Source organism: Castellaniella sp. WN (assembly GCF_054457555.1).
On the sequence record NZ_JBTKZC010000001.1, the window covers coordinates 2,551,020 to 2,570,406 of the forward strand.

The 19,387-nt window shown below is 65.6% G+C and carries 24 protein-coding genes; 5 read left to right on the plus strand and 19 right to left on the minus strand.

The window, feature by feature from the left end; genetic code table 11:
* Positions 1-150 precede the first annotated feature (150 nt).
* From ACTPOE_RS12060 to ACTPOE_RS12075, 4 genes are read left to right on the plus strand one after another with little or no spacing between them, the layout of a single operon-like run.
* Entirely contained in the window at positions 151-1,503 is a 1,353-nt protein-coding gene (locus ACTPOE_RS12060) for an OmpP1/FadL family transporter (protein ID WP_458872402.1), read from the plus strand.
* A 22-nt stretch (positions 1,504-1,525) separates the two neighbouring features.
* The gene (locus ACTPOE_RS12065; protein WP_458872403.1) at positions 1,526-2,056 is read left to right on the plus strand and encodes a DUF4442 domain-containing protein; all 531 of its coding nucleotides are present in this window, start codon (positions 1,526-1,528) and stop codon (positions 2,054-2,056) included.
* Positions 2,053-2,709, plus strand: a complete 657-nt coding sequence (locus ACTPOE_RS12070; protein ID WP_458872404.1) for a chalcone isomerase family protein — start codon at positions 2,053-2,055, stop codon at positions 2,707-2,709. Before ACTPOE_RS12065 ends, ACTPOE_RS12070 begins: the two co-directional genes overlap by 4 nt.
* Positions 2,710-2,731: 22 nt before the next feature.
* Positions 2,732-4,411 (plus strand): AMP-binding protein, encoded by a 1,680-nt coding sequence (locus tag ACTPOE_RS12075; RefSeq protein WP_458872405.1) that lies wholly within the window; start codon positions 2,732-2,734, stop codon positions 4,409-4,411.
* 57 nt (positions 4,412-4,468) lie between these two features.
* On the opposite strand, the gene ggt is transcribed toward ACTPOE_RS12075, so the two are convergent.
* The 17 genes from ggt to rpsL all read right to left on the minus strand — a co-directional run bounded on the left by ggt (position 4,469) and on the right by rpsL (position 16,683).
* A complete protein-coding gene (gene ggt / locus ACTPOE_RS12080) occupies positions 4,469-6,244 on the minus strand; it encodes a gamma-glutamyltransferase (RefSeq protein WP_458872406.1) in 1,776 nt (591 codons plus the stop codon).
* A 91-nt stretch (positions 6,245-6,335) separates the two neighbouring features.
* Positions 6,336-6,746, minus strand: a complete 411-nt coding sequence (locus ACTPOE_RS12085; protein ID WP_458872407.1) for a ribonucleotide reductase subunit alpha — start codon at positions 6,744-6,746, stop codon at positions 6,336-6,338.
* A gap of 240 nt (positions 6,747-6,986) precedes the next feature.
* The gene (gene rpsQ, locus ACTPOE_RS12090; RefSeq protein WP_458872408.1) at positions 6,987-7,268 is read right to left on the minus strand and encodes a 30S ribosomal protein S17; all 282 of its coding nucleotides are present in this window, start codon (positions 7,266-7,268) and stop codon (positions 6,987-6,989) included.
* A 1-nt stretch (position 7,269) separates the two neighbouring features.
* Positions 7,270-7,461, minus strand: a complete 192-nt coding sequence (gene rpmC, locus ACTPOE_RS12095) for a 50S ribosomal protein L29 (RefSeq protein WP_043678987.1) — start codon at positions 7,459-7,461, stop codon at positions 7,270-7,272.
* A gap of 13 nt (positions 7,462-7,474) precedes the next feature.
* Positions 7,475-7,891: a 50S ribosomal protein L16 gene (gene rplP, locus ACTPOE_RS12100; RefSeq protein ID WP_043678990.1), complete on the minus strand. Its 417-nt coding sequence runs from the start codon at positions 7,889-7,891 to the stop codon at positions 7,475-7,477.
* A gap of 3 nt (positions 7,892-7,894) precedes the next feature.
* On the minus strand, positions 7,895-8,686 hold the full coding sequence (gene rpsC, locus ACTPOE_RS12105; RefSeq protein WP_376817172.1) for a 30S ribosomal protein S3: 792 nt from the start codon (positions 8,684-8,686) through the stop codon (positions 7,895-7,897).
* Between the two features lie 9 nt (positions 8,687-8,695).
* Positions 8,696-9,025, minus strand: coding sequence for a 50S ribosomal protein L22 (gene rplV, locus ACTPOE_RS12110; RefSeq protein WP_043678994.1), 330 nt, complete (start codon positions 9,023-9,025; stop codon positions 8,696-8,698).
* A 3-nt stretch (positions 9,026-9,028) separates the two neighbouring features.
* Complete coding sequence (rpsS, locus tag ACTPOE_RS12115) at positions 9,029-9,304, minus strand: 30S ribosomal protein S19 (protein ID WP_323024015.1); 276 nt, start codon at positions 9,302-9,304, stop codon at positions 9,029-9,031.
* A 12-nt stretch (positions 9,305-9,316) separates the two neighbouring features.
* On the minus strand, positions 9,317-10,144 hold the full coding sequence (gene rplB / locus ACTPOE_RS12120) for a 50S ribosomal protein L2 (protein ID WP_458872409.1): 828 nt from the start codon (positions 10,142-10,144) through the stop codon (positions 9,317-9,319).
* Entirely contained in the window at positions 10,145-10,441 is a 297-nt protein-coding gene (gene rplW, locus ACTPOE_RS12125) for a 50S ribosomal protein L23 (RefSeq protein WP_043679002.1), read from the minus strand. It lies immediately after the preceding gene.
* Positions 10,438-11,061, minus strand: a complete 624-nt coding sequence (gene rplD / locus ACTPOE_RS12130) for a 50S ribosomal protein L4 (RefSeq protein ID WP_458872410.1) — start codon at positions 11,059-11,061, stop codon at positions 10,438-10,440. The genes rplW and rplD overlap by 4 nt, the downstream gene beginning before the upstream one ends.
* Before the next feature lie 2 nt (positions 11,062-11,063).
* On the minus strand, positions 11,064-11,753 hold the full coding sequence (gene rplC, locus ACTPOE_RS12135) for a 50S ribosomal protein L3 (protein WP_458872411.1): 690 nt from the start codon (positions 11,751-11,753) through the stop codon (positions 11,064-11,066).
* 190 nt (positions 11,754-11,943) lie between these two features.
* Positions 11,944-12,255: a 30S ribosomal protein S10 gene (gene rpsJ / locus ACTPOE_RS12140; protein WP_043679008.1), complete on the minus strand. Its 312-nt coding sequence runs from the start codon at positions 12,253-12,255 to the stop codon at positions 11,944-11,946.
* Positions 12,256-12,310: 55 nt separating this feature from the next.
* On the minus strand, positions 12,311-13,501 hold the full coding sequence (tuf, locus tag ACTPOE_RS12145) for an elongation factor Tu (protein WP_458872412.1): 1,191 nt from the start codon (positions 13,499-13,501) through the stop codon (positions 12,311-12,313).
* Positions 13,502-13,564: 63 nt separating this feature from the next.
* Positions 13,565-15,667, minus strand: coding sequence for an elongation factor G (gene fusA / locus ACTPOE_RS12150; RefSeq protein WP_458872413.1), 2,103 nt, complete (start codon positions 15,665-15,667; stop codon positions 13,565-13,567).
* A gap of 30 nt (positions 15,668-15,697) precedes the next feature.
* Complete coding sequence (rpsG, locus tag ACTPOE_RS12155) at positions 15,698-16,168, minus strand: 30S ribosomal protein S7 (RefSeq protein ID WP_269356106.1); 471 nt, start codon at positions 16,166-16,168, stop codon at positions 15,698-15,700.
* A gap of 140 nt (positions 16,169-16,308) precedes the next feature.
* A complete protein-coding gene (rpsL, locus tag ACTPOE_RS12160) occupies positions 16,309-16,683 on the minus strand; it encodes a 30S ribosomal protein S12 (RefSeq protein WP_320348442.1) in 375 nt (124 codons plus the stop codon).
* A gap of 394 nt (positions 16,684-17,077) precedes the next feature.
* Here rpsL and aroQ point away from each other — a divergent pair, with 394 nt between their 5' ends.
* Positions 17,078-17,527, plus strand: coding sequence for a type II 3-dehydroquinate dehydratase (gene aroQ / locus ACTPOE_RS12165; RefSeq protein ID WP_458872414.1), 450 nt, complete (start codon positions 17,078-17,080; stop codon positions 17,525-17,527).
* On the opposite strand, the gene ACTPOE_RS12170 is transcribed toward aroQ, so the two are convergent.
* Together ACTPOE_RS12170 and aroE are read right to left on the minus strand one after the other, a co-directional pair.
* Positions 17,495-18,400, minus strand: a complete 906-nt coding sequence (locus ACTPOE_RS12170; RefSeq protein ID WP_458872415.1) for a DMT family transporter — start codon at positions 18,398-18,400, stop codon at positions 17,495-17,497. The two genes, aroQ and ACTPOE_RS12170, sit on opposite strands and share 33 nt — an antisense overlap.
* A gap of 4 nt (positions 18,401-18,404) precedes the next feature.
* On the minus strand, positions 18,405-19,217 hold the full coding sequence (gene aroE, locus ACTPOE_RS12175) for a shikimate dehydrogenase (protein WP_458872416.1): 813 nt from the start codon (positions 19,215-19,217) through the stop codon (positions 18,405-18,407).
* Positions 19,218-19,387: the final 170 nt, after the last annotated feature.

The following is a 19,387-nucleotide window of genomic DNA, read 5'->3' on the forward strand; positions in this document are numbered from 1 at the left end:
TGAAAGGCCGCAAGCACCCGCCGCGCGGCCAGGGGACGTTCGTCCCTGGATTTTAACCCTAAGCCCGATGTGGTTGGTCGGGCAGCACCCAATCGCAGGCATGCCTGCGCACGAAGACGACTTTTCATCCATACATCCGGAGGTGACACGATGAAAACGCAACACACGCTCAAGACCCTGTCGGCCCTGATCCTGGGCCTGGGCGCCATGGGCGTCGCCCACGGCGCCGGCTTCCAGCTGCTGGAGCAGAACGGCAGCGGCCTGGGCAACGCCTACGCCGGCTCCGCCGCCATCGCGGAGGATGCCAGCACCGTCTACTACAATCCCGCCGGCATGACGATGCTGCCGGGCATGAACGTCAGCGCGGGCGCTGTGGCGATCAAACCGAGCTTCAAGTTCTCGAACGACGGCAGCACCGGGCCGACGCACTTCGGCGGCAACCCCCTGGGCCCGCTCGGCGGTCGCCCGACCGGCGGCCCCGATGGCGGCGACGCGGGTTCCTGGGCGGCCGTGCCCGACGCCTACTTCACCTGGCAGGTGAATCCGCGCATCTGGCTGGGCCTGGGCGTTGGCGCGCCCTTCGGCCTGATGACCGACTACGAGGAAGGCTGGGCCGGACGCTACCACTCGGAGAGATTCTCCATCAAGAGCCTCAACATCAACCCGTCCATCGCCTTCAAGGCCACCGACACGCTGTCCTTCGGCCTGGGCGTGAACTACATGCACCTGGACGCGGACTATCGCAAGGCGCAATATGCGGCGGTCGTACACCCCTTGGCCGGTCTGCTCGGGACCGGCGACCTGGAGGCCCGCGTCAAGGCCAAGGGCGACGCCTGGGGCTGGAACGCCGGGGTCTTGTGGCAGGCCACGCCGGACACGCGCTTCGGCCTGTCCTACCGCTCCAGAGTCAAGATCGACGCGGACGGCACCACCAAGGTCAGCAACCGATCCCTCAACGCGGTCGCCGCCGGCGCGCTCACCGGCCTGGGCGTCATCGGCACCCATGACGCCGAGACCACGGTCGAACTGCCCGATACCGCCATCTTCAGCGTGGTGCACCAGTTGAACGACCGCTGGACCCTGCTGGGCGACGTGTCCTGGACCGGCTGGAGCAGTATCCCGGAGCTGAAGATCAAGAACAGCGGCATCCCGGACGCCGAACTGGATCTGCGTTTCAAGGACTCCTGGCGCGTGGCCCTGGGCGCGCACTACCGCTACAACGATACCTGGACCTTCAAGGGCGGCGTGGCCTGGGACCAGTCGCCGGTGCGCGACGACGCCTTCCGCCCCGCGTCCCTGCCCGACAACGACCGCTACTGGGTGTCCCTGGGCGCGCAATACCGCTTCAACAAGAACACCAAGGTCGATGTCGGCTACGCCCACCTGTTCGTGAAGGACACCTCGGTGAACAACACGTCCGACCCCAAGGGCGCCGGCGTGTTGAAGGGCAGCTACGACAGCAGCGCGGACATCATCGGCGTGCAGTTTTCGCATCAGTTCTGAGCGAGCCGACCGTGAGCCTGGCATGAAGTTGTCGCAGTTGAAACGCCTGCCGCCCCGGTGGCGGGCGCGTGCCATGCGCACGGGCTTCAATCTCCATCCGGCCTTCCGCTCGACGGGAGGGCGGGTGGAATACGTGTCCCACGACCTGCTGCACGTGCGCGTGCGTCTGGCACTGACGCGGCGCACGCGCAACATCGTGGGCTCGATCTTCGGCGGCTCACTGTTCTCCGTGACCGACGGCGTGCACGTGGGAATGCTGATGGCCCGCCTGGAACGGGACGCCATCATCTGGGACAAGGCCGCCGAGATCCGCTACCGCAAGCCCGCATTCCGCACGCTGTACGCGGACTTCGTCCTGACCGAGGCCGAACTGCGGAGCATCCGCGAAGAACTGGACCTCAATCACGAGGCCGAGCGGGTCTACCAGGTGGACCTGAAGGATGCCGACGGCACGGTGCACACGGAAGTCCGGCGCACCATCTACCTGGCCGACAAGGCCTACTACAAACAACGCAAGCCGCGCCCCGGCGCGGCGGGAGACGCATCATCATGACCCATCCGAACACTCCGGTCTCATGGAGCCCCCTTGACGCCGCGCGCCGCCCGCCTCGCGGCCTGCTGCGAGGCACGTTCGCCGCCCTGGTCCTGGCCGCCGCCAGCCTGTGCGCGGCCCCGCCCGCCCTGGCCCTGACCGTGGCCAACGTGGACGTGCCGGAACAGCAGTCGGTCGCGGGCCAGAACCTGATGCTGAACGGCGCCGGGCTGCGCCAGCGCTTCGTCTTCCACGTCTACGTCGCCGCCCTGTACCGGCCGCGGCCGACGAAGGACGCCGAGGCGATCCTGAACAGCGCCGAGCCGCAGATGCTGCGCCTGACCCTGCTGCGCGACATCAACAGCAAGGCGCTGACCGACGCGCTCAACGACGGGCTGAAGGCCAACTGCACCGAAGCCGAACTGCGGGACATGGCCGACACCATCGCCCATTTCGAAGCCTTCATGAAGACCGGCGGCGAGGGCGCCTCGGGCGACCTGGTGGACATGGTTTTCAATCGGGGAACGGTCTCGGTATCATTCAAGGGCAAGGCTCTGGGAGAGGTCGAGGATCCTCGTTTCGCCACCGCGCTCCTGAAGGTCTGGCTGGGCGCCCACCCGGCCCAGGAATCCCTGAAGGCGGCCCTGCTGGGCCAGGAATCCAAACACAACTGATCTGACATAAAGGAACCGCATCATGGAACGCATCTGGCTGGAACACTACCCCGAAGGGGTGCCGGCTGACATCACCGACCAGGCCGCCGCCTACGATTCGCTGGCCGACCTGTTCGAGCAAAGCTGCGGGCAGTATGCCGGCAACACGGCCTACGTCAGCATGGGTGCGTCCATGACTTACACGCAGACACTGGACAAGGCACGGGCCTTCGCGGCCTGGCTGCAGGCCCAGGGCGTGACAAAGGGCGACCGCGTCGCGCTGATGATGCCCAACCTGCTGCAATATCCGATCTGCCTGTTCGGCACGCTGATGGCGGGCGCGGTGGTGGTCAACACCAACCCCCTCTACACACCGCACGAACTGCACCACCAACTGACGGATTCGGGCACGACCACGGTGGTGGTGGCGGAGAACTTCGCCCTCACCCTGCAGCAGGCGATGGAAGGCACCGGGGTCAAGCGCGTGGTCGTGACCTCGCTGGGTGAGTTGCTGGGCTTTCCCAAGGGCCTGATCACCGACCTGGTGGTCCGCCACGTGAAAAAAATGGTGCCCGCCTGGAACATCCCGGGCGCCGTGCGCCTGCGCGACGCGCTGGCGGAGGGCGCCCGGGCGCCGTACCGGCGTCCCGCGCTGGCACATGCCGACCTGGCGGCGCTGCAGTACACCGGCGGCACCACGGGCGTGGCCAAGGGCGCAATGCTGAGCCACGGCAACCTGGTATCCAACGTCTGCCAGGCCTACGCCTGGGTACGGCCCTACTGCCAGGGCGACCGCGAATGCATCGTAACCGCGCTTCCGCTCTATCATATCTTCGCCCTGACGGCGAACTGCCTGACTTTCATGCGGCTGGGCGCCAGCAACCTGTTGATCGTCAATCCGCGCGACATCCCCGGCTTCGTCAAGGAACTGGGCAAGACGAAATTCACCGCCCTGACAGGCGTGAACACGCTGTTCAACGCCCTGCTGAACAATCCCGATTTCGGCAAGCTGGACTTCAGCAGGCTGAACATCACGCTGGGCGGCGGCATGGCCGTCCAGGAAGCCATCGCGGAGCGCTGGCTGAAGACCACCGGCAAGCCCATCGCCCAGGCCTACGGGCTGACGGAAACCTCGCCCGCCGTGACCATCAATCCACTCGACAAGGTCGATTTCAACGGTTCGATCGGCCTGCCGGTGCCGTCCACCGACGTCGCCGTGCGCAACGACAACCGCACCATGGCGATCGGCGAATCGGGCGAGATCTGCGTCAAGGGCCCGCAGGTCACGTCCGGCTACTGGAACCGCCCCGAGGAAACCGCCAAGGTCTTCGACGCGGACGGCTGGCTGCTGACCGGCGACATCGGCTACATGAACGACAAGGGTTACGTGTTCCTGCTGGACCGCAAGAAGGACATGATCCTGGTGTCGGGCTTCAACGTGTACCCGAACGAGGTCGAGGCCGCCGCCATCGAGCACCCCGGCATCCTGGAGGCCGCCGCCATCGGCGTGCCCGGCGGCGCCTCCGGCGAGGTGGTCAAGCTCTACGTGATCCGCAAGGATCCGAACCTGACCGAGGCCGACGTGATCGCCCACTGCCGCAAGCTGCTGACGGGCTACAAGGTGCCGAAGTTCGTGGAATTCCGCGAGGAACTGCCGCGCAGCAACGTGGGCAAGATCCTGCGCAAGGAGCTGCGCAACGAAGAAGTGAAGCAGCCGGCCTAGAGCAGGCCGGCCGTGCCTCGCGCCGGCGCGGGGCGGCCCGGCCGCGGCGCGCCGGCCTCAATACCCCAGCGCGGCGCCGTCCGGATTGCGGGGGTCCGAGGCGCCATACAGCACGCCGTCGCGGATCAGGATGGTCTGCGTGCGTCCCATGGCCGGCTTGACGACGACGTGGTGCCCATAGCCGCGCAGCAAGGCCAGCGTATCGGGGCTGAAGCCCTTTTCCACCCGCAGCTCGTCGGGTTGCCACTGGTGATGGAAACGCGGCTGGGCGGCCGCCTCGGCCGGGTTCATGCCGAAGTCGATGGCGTCGGCCACGGTTTCCAGCACCGTGGTGATGATGCGCGCGCCGCCCGGGCTGCCGGTCACCAGCCAGGGCCGGCCATCCCGCAGCACGATCGTGGGCGTCATGGACGACAACGGCCGCTTGCCGGGCTGGATGGCGTTGGCCTCGCCGCCAGTCAGGCCGTAGACATTGGCCACCCCCGGCTTGGCGGAAAAATCGTCCATTTCGTTGTTCAGCAGGATGCCGGTGCCGGCGGCCACGATGCCGCTGCCGAAGTTCGTGTTCAGCGTATAGGTGACGGCCACCGCGTTGCCCGCCGCGTCCGCCACGGAAAAATGCGTGGTCTGGCCGCTTTCGTCAGGCAGCGGCCGGCCGGGGCGGATGTCGGCCGCCGGCCGGGCGCGGTCCGGCGCGATGCCGGCGGCCAGATGCCGGGCGTAGGCCTTGGAAACCAGGCCGGCCACGGGCACCGTCACGAAATCCGTATCCCCCAGGTATTCCGCACGGTCGGCATAGGCCAGCTTCATGGCCTCGGCCATGTGGTGGAGAGTCCGCGCGCCGCCGGCGCCCCATGCGGCGATGGGCCAGGTTTCCATCATGTTCAGGATCTGCACCAGATGGACGCCGCCGGAGCTGGGCGGCGGCATGGTCACGATGCGGTAGCCGCGATACGTACCGGCGATGGGCGGGCGCTCGACGGCCCGGTAGCCCGCCAGATCCCGCGCCGTGATCAGGCCGCCGTGGCGCGCCATTTCGGCATCGATCCGATCCCCGATCGGTCCCCGATAGAACGCATCGTCCCCCCGTTGCGCGATCAGGCGCAGGGACCGCGCCAGGTCGCGCTGAACCAGCTGTTCGCCCGCCCGCAGGGGACGGCCATCGCGCCAGAAGATCGCGCGCGTCGCCGGCCACCGGCCCATGGGTCCGGCGTTCTTCACCAGTGTATCCGCCAGGGTCTGGCTGACCGGATAACCCCGCTCCGCCAGGCGGATGGCGGGCGCCATGACCTGCCGCAGGGGCAGCGAGCCCCAGCGTTCCAGCGCGTGCGTCAGGCCAGCCACCGTGCCCGGCACACCCACCGCCTGATGCGTGTGCAGCGAAAGGCCGTCCACGACCTGGCCGCCCGCGTCCAGGTACATGTCACGCTTGGCCCGCGCCGGCGCCGTCTCGCGGAAATCCAGGGCGTGATCCCCACCGCCGCGCGCCTCGTGCACCATCATGAAACCACCGCCGCCGAGATTGCCGGCATTGGGCAGGACCACCGCAAGACTGAACCCCACGGCCACGGCGGCATCGACAGCATTGCCCCCGGCCTCGAGCATGTCCAGGCCGGCCCGGCTGGCGAGCGCCTGCTCGGACACCACCATGCCGCGGCGCGCGGCGACCGGATGGAAGATGTCCAGGCCGGCATCGTAGGCCGCGGCGGCGGCCCGGGTGGCGGAGGGGGGCGCGGCCACCGCCGGCGGCACGGACTGCCGGGGCGAGGCGCAGGCGGCCAGCAGGCTGAACAGACCCAGGCCGAGCCAGCGCATGGGGGAAGGCGTTTTCATGGGCGTTCTCCGGATGCCGCGTTCCGGCATCGCCACCCCGAGGGTAGCAGGAACCCGCCCGCCGCCGTCAAGACCGATGGGGAGTGTCGCGTCAGGCGGCGCCGAACATGATCGGCTCGCCTTCCCGGTCGAAGGCCAGCAGCGAGCCGATCGTGCCGTACTTGATCATCTGGGTCATGCGCTGGAAGGCCTGGTCCACGTCCTTGCTGTCCGGCAGGTAGGCGGACTGGTCCGCCATGGCGGCCACGAACACCACCTGCCAGTCCTGGCCGGTGCGACGCGATTCCTCGGCCAGCGCCGCGAACGCGTCCAGCTCGTCGGGTGTCTTGTCCACGCACAGGACAGGCGTGAGTTCGCCGCCCTCGCCCCGCGCATGCCGGGCCTTCAACTCCGGAGTGGCATCGTCCGACACCGTGCTGGCGGCAAAGACGAACAGCAGACGCTGCGGTTCGGGCTGCAAGCGCGCGGCCCGCAGCAGATCGTCGAAACAGGTGATGTCCATGGCGGCCCTTGAGAAAACCTTCATCCTACAAGATTTTGCCGGCCCACTCTTTCTCTCGCGTGCCGTTTGGTTGATTCACACGGCACACCAGGCCTCGTCCCGCTTGCGCCGGATCACGGACAGGCGACGCGACGGCCCGGAGGCGCAAAAAGACAGACCCCGCACAGGGCGGGGTCCGGGGTGCGCGGCCTGAGCCGCGCACGGTCGCGCAGCGGCGGGATGACCCGCCGCCCCGCGGCATCAGATGATGCGCACGGCTTCGACCAGGCGCACCACCGTCCAGGACTTGGACTTGGAGATGGGGCGGCCTTCGGCGATCTCGACGGTATCGCCCTCGTTGTACTGGTTGGCCTCGTCATGCGCCTTGTACTTGGCGGTGCGGTTGACGAACTTGCCCAGCACGGGATGCTTCACGCGGGTCTGGACGCTGACGACGACCGTCTTGTCCATCTTGTCGCTGACGACCTTGCCGACCAGCGTGCGCTGACGCTTGGCGATGTCTTTCTGGGTTTCGGTGGTCATGTTACTTTCCTGCGTTCTCAGTCATGATGGTGCGGATGCGCGCGATGTCGCGACGCACCTTGCCCAACTGGCTGGTGTTGGAAAGCTGCTGGGTGGCACGCTGCATGCGCAGGTTGAATTGTGCCTTCAGCAGACTCTCGAGCTCGGTCTGGAGCCCGGCGGCGTCCTTGGCGCGCAGTTCACTGGCTTTCATATCCTGATCTCTCCTAGGCGCCCACGCGGCGCGACACGAAGGTCGTGCTGATGGGCAGCTTGGCGGCGGCCAGGCGGAAGGCTTCGCGGGCGAGTTCCTCGCTCACGCCTTCCATTTCGTACAGCACCTTGCCGGGTTGAATTTCCGCGACCCAGAATTCCGGGTTGCCCTTGCCGTTACCCATCCGGACTTCGGCGGGCTTCTGCGAAATGGGCTTGTCCGGAAAGATCCGGATCCAGATGCGGCCACCGCGCTTGATGTGGCGGTTGATGGCACGACGGGCGGCTTCGATCTGGCGAGCGGTCAGACGGCCACGACCGGTGGCCTTCAGACCGAACTCGCCGAAGGAAACCTGAGCGCCGCGCGTGGCCAGGCCGGTGTTGCGGCCCTTCTGTTCCTTGCGGTACTTCCTGCGAGAGGGTGACAGCATGTTTTATTCTCCTTCAGGCGCCGGAGCGGCCGAGGCGGCATCGCGGCGCGGACCGCGGCCGCGGCCTCGGTTGTCGCCGGGGCGGCCGGGGCGATCGCCACGCGGAGCGCGGCGCGGACGGCGTTCTTCGTCACGCGGGGCGGCGGTTTCCGGGGGCATTTCGCCGTTGGGCAACATGTCGCCCTTGTAGACCCAGACCTTGACCCCGATGATCCCGTAGGTCGTCTGGGCTTCCGAGAAACCATAGTCGATGTTCGCGCGCAGGGTGTGCAGGGGCACACGGCCTTCGCGGTACCATTCGGTGCGGGCGATCTCGATGCCGTTCAGACGGCCCGAGGACATGATCTTGATGCCCTGGGCGCCCAGGCGCATGGCGTTCTGCATGGCGCGCTTCATGGCGCGGCGGAACATGATGCGCTTTTCGAGCTGCTGGGTGATCGAGTCGGCGATCAGCTGCGCGTCGGTTTCCGGCTTGCGGATTTCCTCGATGTTGACGTGCACGGGCACGCCCATCAGGCGCTGCAGGTCGGCCTTCAACGTTTCGATGTCCTCGCCGCGACGGCCGATCACCACGCCCGGACGGGCCGAGTACACGGTGATGCGGGCGTTCTTGGCGGGGCGTTCGATGATGACGCGGCCCACGGAAGCCGATTTCAGTTTCTTCTTCAGGTATTCGCGCACGCGGATGTCTTCGGCGAGCATGCTGCCGTAGACCTTGTCGTTCGCATACCAGCGAGAAGTCCAGTTGTGGTTGACCGCGAGGCGGAACCCAATCGGGTGAATTTTCTGTCCCATTGCGACTCCTTACGCCCCGACCTTGACCACGATGTGGCAGGTCTGCTTTTCGATGCGGTTGCCGCGGCCCTTGGCGCGCGCGGAAAACCGCTTCATCGACTGGGCCTTGTCGACGTAGATCGTGGTGACCTTCAGTTCGTCGATGTCGGCGCCATCATTGTGTTCGGCATTGGCGATGGCCGATTCCAGCGCCTTTTTCAGGATGCCGGCGGCCTTCTTGGGGCTGAACGTCAGGATGTTGAGGGCGTGCGCCACGGACTTCCCACGGATCAGGTCCGCCACCAGGCGGGTCTTCTGCGCGGAAATATGGACGCCGCGGATAACTGCGGTAGTTTCCATGGCTTACCTCTTGGCCTTCTTGTCCGCCGCGTGCCCCTTGAAGGTGCGCGTCAGGGCGAATTCGCCGAGCTTGTGGCCGACCATGTTCTCGTTGATGTACACGGGAACGTGCTGGTGGCCGTTGTGCACGGCAATCGTCAACCCAATGAACTCGGGCAGGATGGTGGAACGGCGCGACCAGGTCTTGATCGGCTTCTTTTCTTTGCCTCCGACGGCGGCATCGACCTTCTTGATCAGATGCGCATCGACGAACGGGCCTTTCTTGACAGAACGTGACATAGTCTTCGCCCCTTATTTGCGCTTGCGGCGAGAGACAATCATATTGTCCGTCCGCTTGTTACGACGTGTCCGGTAGCCCTTGGCGGGAGTACCCCACGGGCTGACGGGTTCGCGGCCTTCGCCGGTGCGGCCTTCGCCGCCGCCGTGCGGGTGATCCACCGGGTTCATGGCGACGCCACGGACCGTCGGGCGGATACCACGCCAGCGCACCGCACCGGCCTTGCCGATCTGGCGCAGGCTGTGGTCGCCGTTGCCGACTTCGCCGATGGTGGCGCGGCAATCGATGTGGACGCGGCGGACTTCGCCGGAGCGCAGGCGGACCTGGGCATAGACGCCTTCGCGGGCCATCAGCACGGCGGACGCGCCGGCCGAGCGGGCCAGCTGGGCGCCCTTGCCCGGCTGCATTTCGATGCAGTGGATGGTGGAACCGACCGGAATGGCGCGGATCGGCAGCGTGTTGCCGGCGCGGATGGGAGCATCCGAACCGGAAACGACCGTGGCGCCGACTTCCAGACCACGCGGAGCGATGATATAGCGGCGCTCGCCGTCGGCGTAGCACAGCAGCGCGATGTGCGCCGTGCGGTTCGGGTCGTATTCCAGGCGCTCGACCTTGGCGACGATGCCGTCCTTGTTGCGACGGAAATCGACGACGCGGTAGTGCTGCTTGTGACCGCCGCCACGATGGCGCACGGTGATGTGGCCATTGTTGTTGCGACCGGAGTTCTGCGATTGCGGTTCGAGCAGGGGGGCGTAGCCCGGGCCTTTGTGCAGTTCAGGGTGCACGACCTTGATCATGCCCCGGCGACCGGCGGACGTGGGCTTGACTTTGACCAGCGGCATTTAGTTCACCTCCGTAAAGTCGATTTCCTGCCCGGCCTTGAGCGAGACATAGGCCTTGCGTTCGTTGCGGCGACGGCCCATGAAACGGCCGAAGCGCTTTTCCTTGCCCTTGCGATTGGCGACCTGCACGGACTCGACCTCGACCTTGAACAGCAGTTCGACGGCGGCCTTGATCTCCGGCTTGGTGGCGTCGGCGACAACGCGGAAAGCGACCTGGTTGTTCTTTTCGGCGATCATCGTGGACTTTTCAGTCACGACGGGCGCCAGAATGACTTGCATCAGACGTTCGGCATTCATCCCAGCAACTCCTCGAGTTGGGCGATCGCCGGCTTGGTGATCAGCACTTTCTTGTAGTGGACCAGGGACAGCGGATCGGCGTAGCGCGTTTCGATGACCGCCACGTGGGGCAGGTTGCGCGTCGCGAGATAGACGTTTTCGTCCAGGGCATCGGTGATGATCAGGACGGGCTCGGCGATCCCCAGGTCCTTGAGCTTGGCCGCGGCCAGCTTGGTCTTGGGGGCTTCGAGGGTGAAGTTCTCGACCACGGCCAGGCGGTCTTCGCGGACCAGCTGCGAGAAGATCGCGCGCAGACCGGCGCGATACATCTTCTTGTTGACCTTGTGGCTGAAGTTCTCGTCCGGCGAATTCGGGAAGGCGCGGCCACCCCCACGCCAGATCGGCGAGGAAGTCATCCCGGAACGGGCGCGGCCGGTGCCTTTCTGGCGCCAGGGCTTCTTGGTGGAATGCTTGACCGTTTCGCGATTCTTCTGCGCGCGATTGCCCATGCGGGCATTGGCCTGGTAGGCCACGACGATCTGGTGGACCAGGGCTTCGTTGAAGTCGCGGCCGAAGATTTCGTCGGCGGCGGCCACGGTGGCCGAGGACTGGCCCTGATCATTCAGGAGCTTGAGTTCCATGATTAGGCTCCTTTCTTGGGCGTCGCCTTGACGGCGGGGCGCACGACGATGTCGGCGTTCTTGTGGCCGGGGACGGCGCCCTTCACCAGCAGCAGGCCGCGCTCGGCGTCCACGCGCACGACGTCCAGGTTCTGGACGGTGCGGGTGGCATCACCCAGGTGACCGGACATTTTCTTGCCGGGAAAGATGCGGCCCGGATCCTGGGCCTGGCCGATGGAGCCCGGCACGCGGTGCGACCGCGAGTTGCCATGCGAAGCGCGCTGAGAACCGAAGTGGTGGCGCTTGATCGTGCCCGCGAAGCCCTTGCCGATGGTGGTGCCGGTGACGTCGACCTGCTGGCCGACCTCGAACACGGACTCCACGGCGACCACGGTGCCGGCCGTGAATTCGGCGGCGCGGACGGGATCCAGGCGGAATTCCTTCAGGATGGAGCCGGCTTCGATGCCGGCCTTGGCGTAGTGGCCGGCCTCGGCCTTGGTCACGCGGGAAGCGCGACGCTCGCCGTAGGCGAGCTGGACCGCCGCATAGCCGTCGATTTCAGGCGTCTTGACCTGGGCGACGCGGTTGTTGGACACGTCCAGCACCGTGACCGGGATGGATACGCCTTCCTCGGTAAAGATGCGGGTCATGCCAACCTTGCGCCCCACGAGCCCGAGCCGCCAGGCGGCGGGCGTAGGTGTCGAATTCGACATTGTTTTCTCCGGGGGGTGTTTCCCCACAGTTTTCGATCCCGACTGCGATTGGCCGGGGCTGCTTGTCTTGCCGCCCACAAAAGCAAAATGGACGACGAAGCCCTTGATTCTAACATGAAAAAACCGCCCTGCCTAGATGACAGGGCGGTTCGATCCGGAAGGACCCGTGCGGGCGGCCCAAGCGGAATGATTACTGCAGAGCGATCTCGACGTCCACGCCGGCCGGCAGGTCCAGACGCATCAGGGCGTCCACGGTCTTGTCGGTGGGATCGACGATGTCCATCAGGCGCTGGTGAGTACGCATCTCGAACTGGTCGCGCGAGGTCTTGTTGACGTGCGGCGAGCGCAGCACGTCGTAACGGCGGATGCGCGTGGGCAGCGGCACGGGACCGCGAACCACGGCGCCGGTGCGCTTGGCCGTATCGACGATCTCGGCGGCGGACTGGTCGATCAGCTTGTAGTCGAACGCCTTCAGGCGGATACGGATTTTCTGGCTTTTCATGGGAATCCCTAAAGAACGAGAGGGGCGGGGGGCGCTCCCCCCGCCGGTCCATCAATTACTTGATGATTTTGGCGACGACGCCGGCACCCACGGTACGGCCACCCTCGCGGATGGCAAAGCGCAGGCCCTCTTCCATGGCGATCGGCGCAATCAGGTTCACCGTCATCGACACGTTGTCGCCCGGCAGCACCATCTCCTTGTCGGCCGGCAGCTCGATCGTCCCGGTCACGTCCGTCGTGCGGAAGTAAAACTGCGGACGGTACCCCTTGAAAAACGGCGTGTGGCGTCCACCCTCTTCCTTCGACAGAATGTACACCTCAGCCGTGAAGTTCGTGTGCGGGTGAATCGAGCCGGGCTTGGCCAGCACCTGGCCGCGCTCGACTTCCTCGCGCTTGGTGCCGCGCAGCAAAATCCCCACGTTATCGCCCGCCTGGCCCTGGTCCAGCAGCTTGCGGAACATCTCCACGCCCGTGCACGTCGTCTTGGCCGTGTCGTGGATCCCCACAATCTCGATTTCCTCGCCGACCTTCACGATCCCGCGCTCGATACGGCCGGTCACCACCGTGCCACGCCCCGAGATCGAGAACACGTCTTCCACAGGCATCAGGAACGTGCCGTCAACCGCGCGCTCCGGCGTCGGAATGTAGCTGTCCAGCGCCGCGGCCAGCTGCATGATCGCCTGCGCGCCCAGCGGACCCTCGTCGCCTTCCAGCGCCAGCTTGGCCGAACCCTTCACGATCGGCGTGTCATCGCCCGGGAAGTCGTACTTGGACAGCAGCTCGCGCACTTCCATCTCGACCAGTTCCAGCAGCTCCTCGTCATCGACCATGTCGCACTTGTTCAGAAACACGATGATGTAGGGCACGCCCACCTGGCGCGCCAGCAAAATGTGCTCGCGCGTCTGCGGCATCGGACCGTCGGCGGCCGACACCACCAGAATCGCGCCGTCCATCTGCGCCGCGCCCGTGATCATGTTCTTCACATAGTCCGCGTGACCCGGGCAGTCCACGTGCGCGTAGTGACGGTTCGCCGTCTCGTATTCCACGTGCGAGGTGTTGATCGTGATCCCGCGAGCCTTCTCTTCCGGCGCGTTGTCGATCTGGTCGTAGCCCTTGGCCTCGCCACCGCCCGCCTTGGCCAGCACCGTCGTGATCGCCGCCGTCAGCGTCGTCTTGCCGTGGTCAACGTGGCCGATCGTACCCACGTTCACGTGCGGTTTGGTCCGTTCAAACTTGCCTTTTGCCATGATATATCCCGTATTTCCTAGGAAATGAAAAGTGTTTGCCCGGCCAGGCGGCCGGGCCGTGCGTTACTTGCCGCGAGCGGCGATGACTTCGTCGGCGACGTTGCGCGGCGCCTCGGCGTACTGCTTGAATTCCATCGTGTAGGTGGCGCGCCCCTGGGTCTGCGAACGCAGGCTGGTCGCATAGCCGAACATCTCGGCCAGGGGAACCTCGGCCTTGATGACCTTGCCGCCACCGACCATGTCATCCATGCCCTGGACCATGCCGCGGCGGGACGACAGGTCGCCCATCACCGTGCCGGCGTAGTCTTCCGGGGTTTCCACTTCGACGTGCATCATCGGCTCGAGCAGGACCGGATTGGCCTTGCGCATGCCGTCCTTGAACGCCATCGAGGCCGCCATGCGGAACGCGTTTTCGTTCGAATCCACATCGTGGTACGAACCGAAAAACAGCGTGACCTTGACGTCCACGACCGGGTAGCCGGCCACCACGCCCGCGGGCAGGGTTTCCTGGATGCCCTTGTCCACCGCCGGGATGAACTCGCGCGGCACCACGCCGCCCTTGATGGCGTCGACGAACTCGTAGCCGCCGCCCGCTTCCAGGGGTTCGAGCTTGAGCACGACGTGACCGTACTGGCCGCGTCCGCCGGACTGCTTGACGAACTTGCCTTCGATTTCCTCGCAGGTCTTGCGGATGGTTTCGCGGTAGGCCACCTGGGGCTTGCCGACGTTGGCTTCGACATTGAATTCACGCTTCATGCGGTCGACCAGCACTTCCAGGTGGAGTTCACCCATCCCGGAGATGATGGTCTGGCCGGATTCCTCGTCGCTGCGCACGCGGAAGGACGGATCCTCGGCGGCCAGACGCTGCAGGGCGATGCCCATCTTTTCCTGGTCGGCCTTGGACTTGGGTTCCACGGCCTGGGAAATCACGGGCTCGGGGAATTCCATCTTTTCCAGCAGGATGTGGTCGCCCACGTCGCACAGGGTCTCGCCCGTGGTGACTTCCTTCAGGCCCACGACGGCCGCGATGTCGCCCGCCACCACTTCCTTGATTTCGGCGCGGTTGTTGGCGTGCATCTGCAGAATGCGGCCGATGCGTTCCTTCTTGCCCTTGATCGGGTTGTACACGGTGTCGCCGGAGGACAGCACGCCCGAGTACACGCGGATGAAGGTCAGTTGGCCCACGAACGGGTCGGTCATCAGCTTGAACGCCAGGGCGGACAGCTTTTCCTTGTCGTCGGCCTTGCGGCTGATCTCGTTGCCTTCGTCGTCGGTGCCATGGACCGGGGGGATGTCCACCGGAGAAGGCAGGTAGTCGATGACGGCGTCGAGCATGCGCTGAACGCCCTTGTTCTTGAAGGCGGTGCCGCACAGCATGGGCTGGATTTCGCAGGCGATCGTGCGCAGGCGGATGCCCTGGTCGATTTCCTGTTCGGTCAGCGAGCCGGTTTCGAGGTACTTGTTCATCAGTTCCTCGTTGGCCTCGGCGGCCGATTCCATCAGCTTTTCATGCCATTCGGCGGCACTGTCCGCGAGTTCGGCCGGAATCTCGTGATACTCGAACTTCGTCCCCTGGGAAGCTTCGTCCCAGATGATGGCCTTCATCTTGGTCAGGTCGATGACGCCCTGGAAGTTGTCTTCGGCGCCGATCGGGATGACGATGGGCACGGGGTTGGCCTTCAGGCGCAGCTTGAGCTGGTCGTAGACCTTGAAGAAGTTCGCGCCGGTGCGGTCCATCTTGTTGACGAAGGCCAGGCGGGGCACGCCGTACTTGTTGGCCTGGCGCCACACGGTTTCGGACTGCGGCTGCACGCCACCCACGGCGCAATACACCATGCAGGCGCCGTCGAGCACGCGCATCGAACGTTCGACTTCGATGGTGAAGTCGACGTGGCCCGGGGTGTCGATGATGTTGACGCGGTGTTCCGGGTACTGGTGCTCCATCCCGCTCCAGAAGGCCGTGGTGGCCGCGGAGGTGATGGTGATGCCGCGTTCCTGTTCCTGCTCCATCCAGTCCATGGTGGCCGCGCCTTCATGGACCTCGCCAATCTTGTGATTGACGCCGGTGTAGAACAGGATGCGCTCGGTGGTGGTGGTCTTCCCTGCGTCGATATGCGCGGAAATGCCGATGTTGCGATAGCGCTCGATGGGAGTTTTGCGGGCCATGATGTATTTCCTGGTGATTGACCGGCTGGATTACCAGCGGAAGTGGCTGAAGGCCTTGTTGGCCTCGGCCATCTTGTGGGTGTCCTCGCGCTTCTTCATGGCGCCGCCGCGGCCTTCGGCGGCATCCATCAGTTCACCCGCCAGACGCAGGTCCATCGACTTCTCGCCGCGCTTCTTCGCGGCTTCGCGCAGCCAGCGCATGGCCAGGGCCAGGCGGCGCACGGGGCGCACCTCGACCGGCACCTGGTAGTTGGCGCCGCCGACGCGGCGGGACTTGACTTCGACCACCGGCTTGATGTTGTTGATGGCGGTATTGAAGACTTCGATGGGTTCCTTGCCCGTCTTGGCCTGGATCTGGTCCAAGGCGCCGTACACGATGCGTTCCGCCACGGCTTTCTTGCCGGACAGCATGACGACGTTCATGAACTTGGCCAGCTCGACACTGCCAAATTTGGGATCGGGGAGAATTTCACGTTTCGGTACTTCGCGACGACGAGGCATTTCTGTTTCCTTGTGACGATTCAGTTGAGCCGCCGGGCGGCCACGGCTTCCATCGGGAAAGCCACTTACGTGCCGCAACCCCATGGCTGCGGCTGCACGGTCCGGTCAAAAAGGCCGGGATACTGCTGTGATGCGCGGGATTACTTCTTGGGACGCTTGGCGCCGTACTTGGAACGGGCCTGCTTGCGATCCTTGACGCCCTGCAGGTCCAGGGAGCCGCGGACGATGTGGTAGCGCACGCCCGGAAGGTCCTTCACGCGGCCTCCGCGCACCAGGACCACCGAGTGTTCCTGGAGATTGTGGCCTTCGCCGCCGATGTAGGAGATGACCTCGTAGCCGTTGGTCAGGCGCACCTTGGCGACCTTACGCAGGGCGGAGTTCGGCTTCTTCGGGGTGGTGGTGTAGACACGGGTGCAGACGCCGCGGCGCTGGGGGCAGTTTTCCAGCGCCGGGCTCTTGCTGCTCTCGCGACTGACTTGGCGCGGCTTGCGCAGCAGTTGAGCAATGGTAGGCATGACCTTTACGCATCCTTTGTACTTGCGTACGTTTTACGTCGATATTCAGAGTGCCCGGGCCTGCTTGGCCGCGCAGGGCGCGCGGCGGGGGCATTTTCAGGCGATGTGCGCAAAATCCGCCTGAAACGAATGACGTAAAGAGCGGGTCTTGCACGATGGCTTGCTCACCGAAGGCAGCTGGCCTTCGGTGTTGCCGGGACGAAAGGCAGGCACAAGATCGACGGCGCATACCGTGACCAGATGCCATTAACCCAGCAAGCCAAGAAGTGTAGCATGATTTGTTTTTATGGGGCAAAGAGTTATTGCCATCCCGGCACGCGAGCCTTCGGGACGAAGCCAGGCACTGCCGCACCAGTTATGATGCCAAGTGATTTCCATACGCCCATCGCCCCCCATGAATATTCTCGTCCTGCACGGCATCAACCTGAACATGTTCGGCCAGCGCGACCCGGCCCAGTACGGCTCGGTCACCCTGGCGCAGATCGACGCGCACCTGCAGGCGCTGGGCCGGGAGCTGGGCGCCAAGGTCGCCTGCTTCCAGACCAACCACGAAGGCGAGCTGGTCGAGCGCATCCATCAGGCCCATACCGACGGCACCGACGCGGTGCTGATCAACGCCGGGGCCTGGACGCACTACAGCTACGGTATCCGCGACGCCATCGCCATCCTGCGAATCCCCGTCATCGAAGTGCACATGTCGAACATCCACGCGCGCGAAGCTTTCCGCCACGAATCGGTGCTGGCGCCCGTGGTGCGGGGCCAGATCTGCGGCTTCGGTGCCGACAGCTACCTGCTGGGCCTGCGGGCGGCCCTAGCGATGGCGGACGAAGCCACGCCAGGCTGAGGCCCCGCGCCGCAGCAAGGGTCCGGACGACAGCAGCAGGCCGCCCGCGGCAATGATCAGCATCCCCAGCCAGGTCATGGCGTCCGGCACGCTCGAGAAGGCCAGCCAGCCCAACAGGGTGGCCCAGAAGATCTGGGTGTAGCCATATGGCCCCAGCGTGGCGGCCGGCGCGTGCAGCAGCGCATGAGTCATGATCAGATGGCCCAGCGCGGCCACCGTGCCCAGACCGATCACCAGCAGCAGGTCGCCCCAGGCCATGGACGCCCAGGTCGTGACGCCCCAGGGCGTCAGGGCCAGCGCGCCGATCAGGCCGGTGTACAGATTGCTGGTGGCGGGGTGCTCGGAACTGCGGGAAGAGCGCGTAACGAGCTGGTAGCACGCATTGCAAATGGCGGAACCCAAGGGGAACAGGATGGCCCAGGTCAGCAGGCCGCCGCCGGGCCGGGCGATGATCAGCACCCCCGCGAACCCGCAGGCCACGGCGACCCAGTCCAGGCGGCGGGCCTTTTCCTTCAGCACCAGTCCGGACAGCAGTGTGATGAGCACCGGTGCCATGAAGACGATGGCCGTGGTCTCGGCCAGAGGCAGCCGCGCCAGGCCGTTGATCACCATCACGCTGCCGCAGCACAGGCACAGGCCGCGAAACAGCTGGATGCCGTACCGGCGCGCGTGGAACAGGTTGCGCCCCATGCGCGGCTGGAAGATCAGGAAGACAGCCAGCGCCTGGGCCATGTAGCGCACCCAGACGATCTGGGTCACCGGGTAGCCGGACGTCAGATACTTGGTGCCCGTGTCCAGGACGGAAAAAAACAGACTGGCCACGCACATGAGCAGGGGCCCCAGCCAGACCCGGGCGGGACGGTTCGCATCCATGGGTTCAAGCCAGTTTGATCTGCTCCAGGACGGGACGAACATCAGGCAGCACGCCGCGCCAGACACGATAGGACTCGGCCGCCTGGCCGACGAGCATGCCCAGACCATCGACCGCGAGGGCGGCGCCCCGACCACGTGCCTGCCGCATGAAGGGTGTGTCCTCCCCGTAAGCCAGGTCGTAGGCCAGCCCGCCGGCCGCCACACGGTAGTCCACAGCGGGCGCTTCCCCTTCGTTCAAGCCGGCCGAGGTCGCGTGGATGACCACGTCGTATTCCCGCCCTCCGGCGGCCTCCAGCGATCCGCCCCGGATACGACCCACGGATTCCAGCGCGCTCGCCACGGCCCTGGCGCGGGCGGCGGTGCGGTTGACCACCAGAATATCGGCGGGCCGCGCCCGCAGGAGCGGCAGCAGGATACCGCGCGCCGCACCGCCCGCGCCAATGACCAGAATCCGGCGTCCGGCCAGGGACACACCCAGCCGATCCTGGATGTCGCCAACCAGTCCTACGCCATCGGTGTTGTCGCCCAGGATGCCTTCAGGACCGAACTTGAGCGTGTTGACGGCCCCAGCCGCGCGCGCACGCTCGGTCAGGGTATCCGCCAACTCGGCCGCCGCCAGCTTGAACGGCGCGGTGACATTCATGCCGCGCCCTCCGGCGGCGGCGAAGGCCAGGACGGTCGCGCGGAACGTGTCCGGCTCGGCCAGGATGGCCTCATAGCGCAGGTCGTGGCCGAGCTGGCGGGCGAACGCCGCATGCAACAGCGGCGACTTCGATTGAGCGATGGGATTGCCGATGACGGCGTAGAGATCAGTCATGCGATGTCCAAGGAAGACTCTCGACTATAAAGCATGCGGCCACCCTCGTGCGGTTGCGCTTCGCCTCGTTCGTCGCGACCAGCTTCCGGCAGGACTTTCACCTGCAGGTATGCGCCCATGTCGAGCGCGATGAAGAAAACCCCGTCCTCTTCCGAGGACGGGGCCTGGTG

What these genes read in the sequence shown, in the direction of transcription:
- ACTPOE_RS12060 (WP_458872402.1), top strand. Translation starts at nt 151, where the DNA reads ATGAAAACGCAACACACGCTCAAGACCCTGTCGGCCCTGATCCTGGGC.
- rpsG (WP_269356106.1), bottom strand. Translation starts at nt 16,168, where the DNA reads ATGCCTCGTCGTCGCGAAGTACCGAAACGTGAAATTCTCCCCGATCCC.
- ggt (WP_458872406.1), bottom strand. Translation starts at nt 6,244, where the DNA reads ATGAAAACGCCTTCCCCCATGCGCTGGCTCGGCCTGGGTCTGTTCAGC.
- aroQ (WP_458872414.1), top strand. Translation starts at nt 17,078, where the DNA reads ATGAATATTCTCGTCCTGCACGGCATCAACCTGAACATGTTCGGCCAG.
- tuf (WP_458872412.1), bottom strand. Translation starts at nt 13,501, where the DNA reads ATGGCAAAAGGCAAGTTTGAACGGACCAAACCGCACGTGAACGTGGGT.
- aroE (WP_458872416.1), bottom strand. Translation starts at nt 19,217, where the DNA reads ATGACTGATCTCTACGCCGTCATCGGCAATCCCATCGCTCAATCGAAG.
- rplD (WP_458872410.1), bottom strand. Translation starts at nt 11,061, where the DNA reads ATGGAACTCAAGCTCCTGAATGATCAGGGCCAGTCCTCGGCCACCGTG.
- rplC (WP_458872411.1), bottom strand. Translation starts at nt 11,753, where the DNA reads ATGTCGAATTCGACACCTACGCCCGCCGCCTGGCGGCTCGGGCTCGTG.
- rplV (WP_043678994.1), bottom strand. Translation starts at nt 9,025, where the DNA reads ATGGAAACTACCGCAGTTATCCGCGGCGTCCATATTTCCGCGCAGAAG.
- rplB (WP_458872409.1), bottom strand. Translation starts at nt 10,144, where the DNA reads ATGCCGCTGGTCAAAGTCAAGCCCACGTCCGCCGGTCGCCGGGGCATG.
- ACTPOE_RS12065 (WP_458872403.1), top strand. Translation starts at nt 1,526, where the DNA reads ATGAAGTTGTCGCAGTTGAAACGCCTGCCGCCCCGGTGGCGGGCGCGT.
- fusA (WP_458872413.1), bottom strand. Translation starts at nt 15,667, where the DNA reads ATGGCCCGCAAAACTCCCATCGAGCGCTATCGCAACATCGGCATTTCC.
- rpsC (WP_376817172.1), bottom strand. Translation starts at nt 8,686, where the DNA reads ATGGGACAGAAAATTCACCCGATTGGGTTCCGCCTCGCGGTCAACCAC.
- rplP (WP_043678990.1), bottom strand. Translation starts at nt 7,891, where the DNA reads ATGCTGTCACCCTCTCGCAGGAAGTACCGCAAGGAACAGAAGGGCCGC.
- ACTPOE_RS12075 (WP_458872405.1), top strand. Translation starts at nt 2,732, where the DNA reads ATGGAACGCATCTGGCTGGAACACTACCCCGAAGGGGTGCCGGCTGAC.
- rpmC (WP_043678987.1), bottom strand. Translation starts at nt 7,461, where the DNA reads ATGAAAGCCAGTGAACTGCGCGCCAAGGACGCCGCCGGGCTCCAGACC.
- ACTPOE_RS12070 (WP_458872404.1), top strand. Translation starts at nt 2,053, where the DNA reads ATGACCCATCCGAACACTCCGGTCTCATGGAGCCCCCTTGACGCCGCG.
- ACTPOE_RS12170 (WP_458872415.1), bottom strand. Translation starts at nt 18,400, where the DNA reads ATGGATGCGAACCGTCCCGCCCGGGTCTGGCTGGGGCCCCTGCTCATG.
- rpsJ (WP_043679008.1), bottom strand. Translation starts at nt 12,255, where the DNA reads ATGAAAAGCCAGAAAATCCGTATCCGCCTGAAGGCGTTCGACTACAAG.
- ACTPOE_RS12085 (WP_458872407.1), bottom strand. Translation starts at nt 6,746, where the DNA reads ATGGACATCACCTGTTTCGACGATCTGCTGCGGGCCGCGCGCTTGCAG.
- rplW (WP_043679002.1), bottom strand. Translation starts at nt 10,441, where the DNA reads ATGAATGCCGAACGTCTGATGCAAGTCATTCTGGCGCCCGTCGTGACT.
- rpsS (WP_323024015.1), bottom strand. Translation starts at nt 9,304, where the DNA reads ATGTCACGTTCTGTCAAGAAAGGCCCGTTCGTCGATGCGCATCTGATC.
- rpsL (WP_320348442.1), bottom strand. Translation starts at nt 16,683, where the DNA reads ATGCCTACCATTGCTCAACTGCTGCGCAAGCCGCGCCAAGTCAGTCGC.
- rpsQ (WP_458872408.1), bottom strand. Translation starts at nt 7,268, where the DNA reads ATGACCACCGAAACCCAGAAAGACATCGCCAAGCGTCAGCGCACGCTG.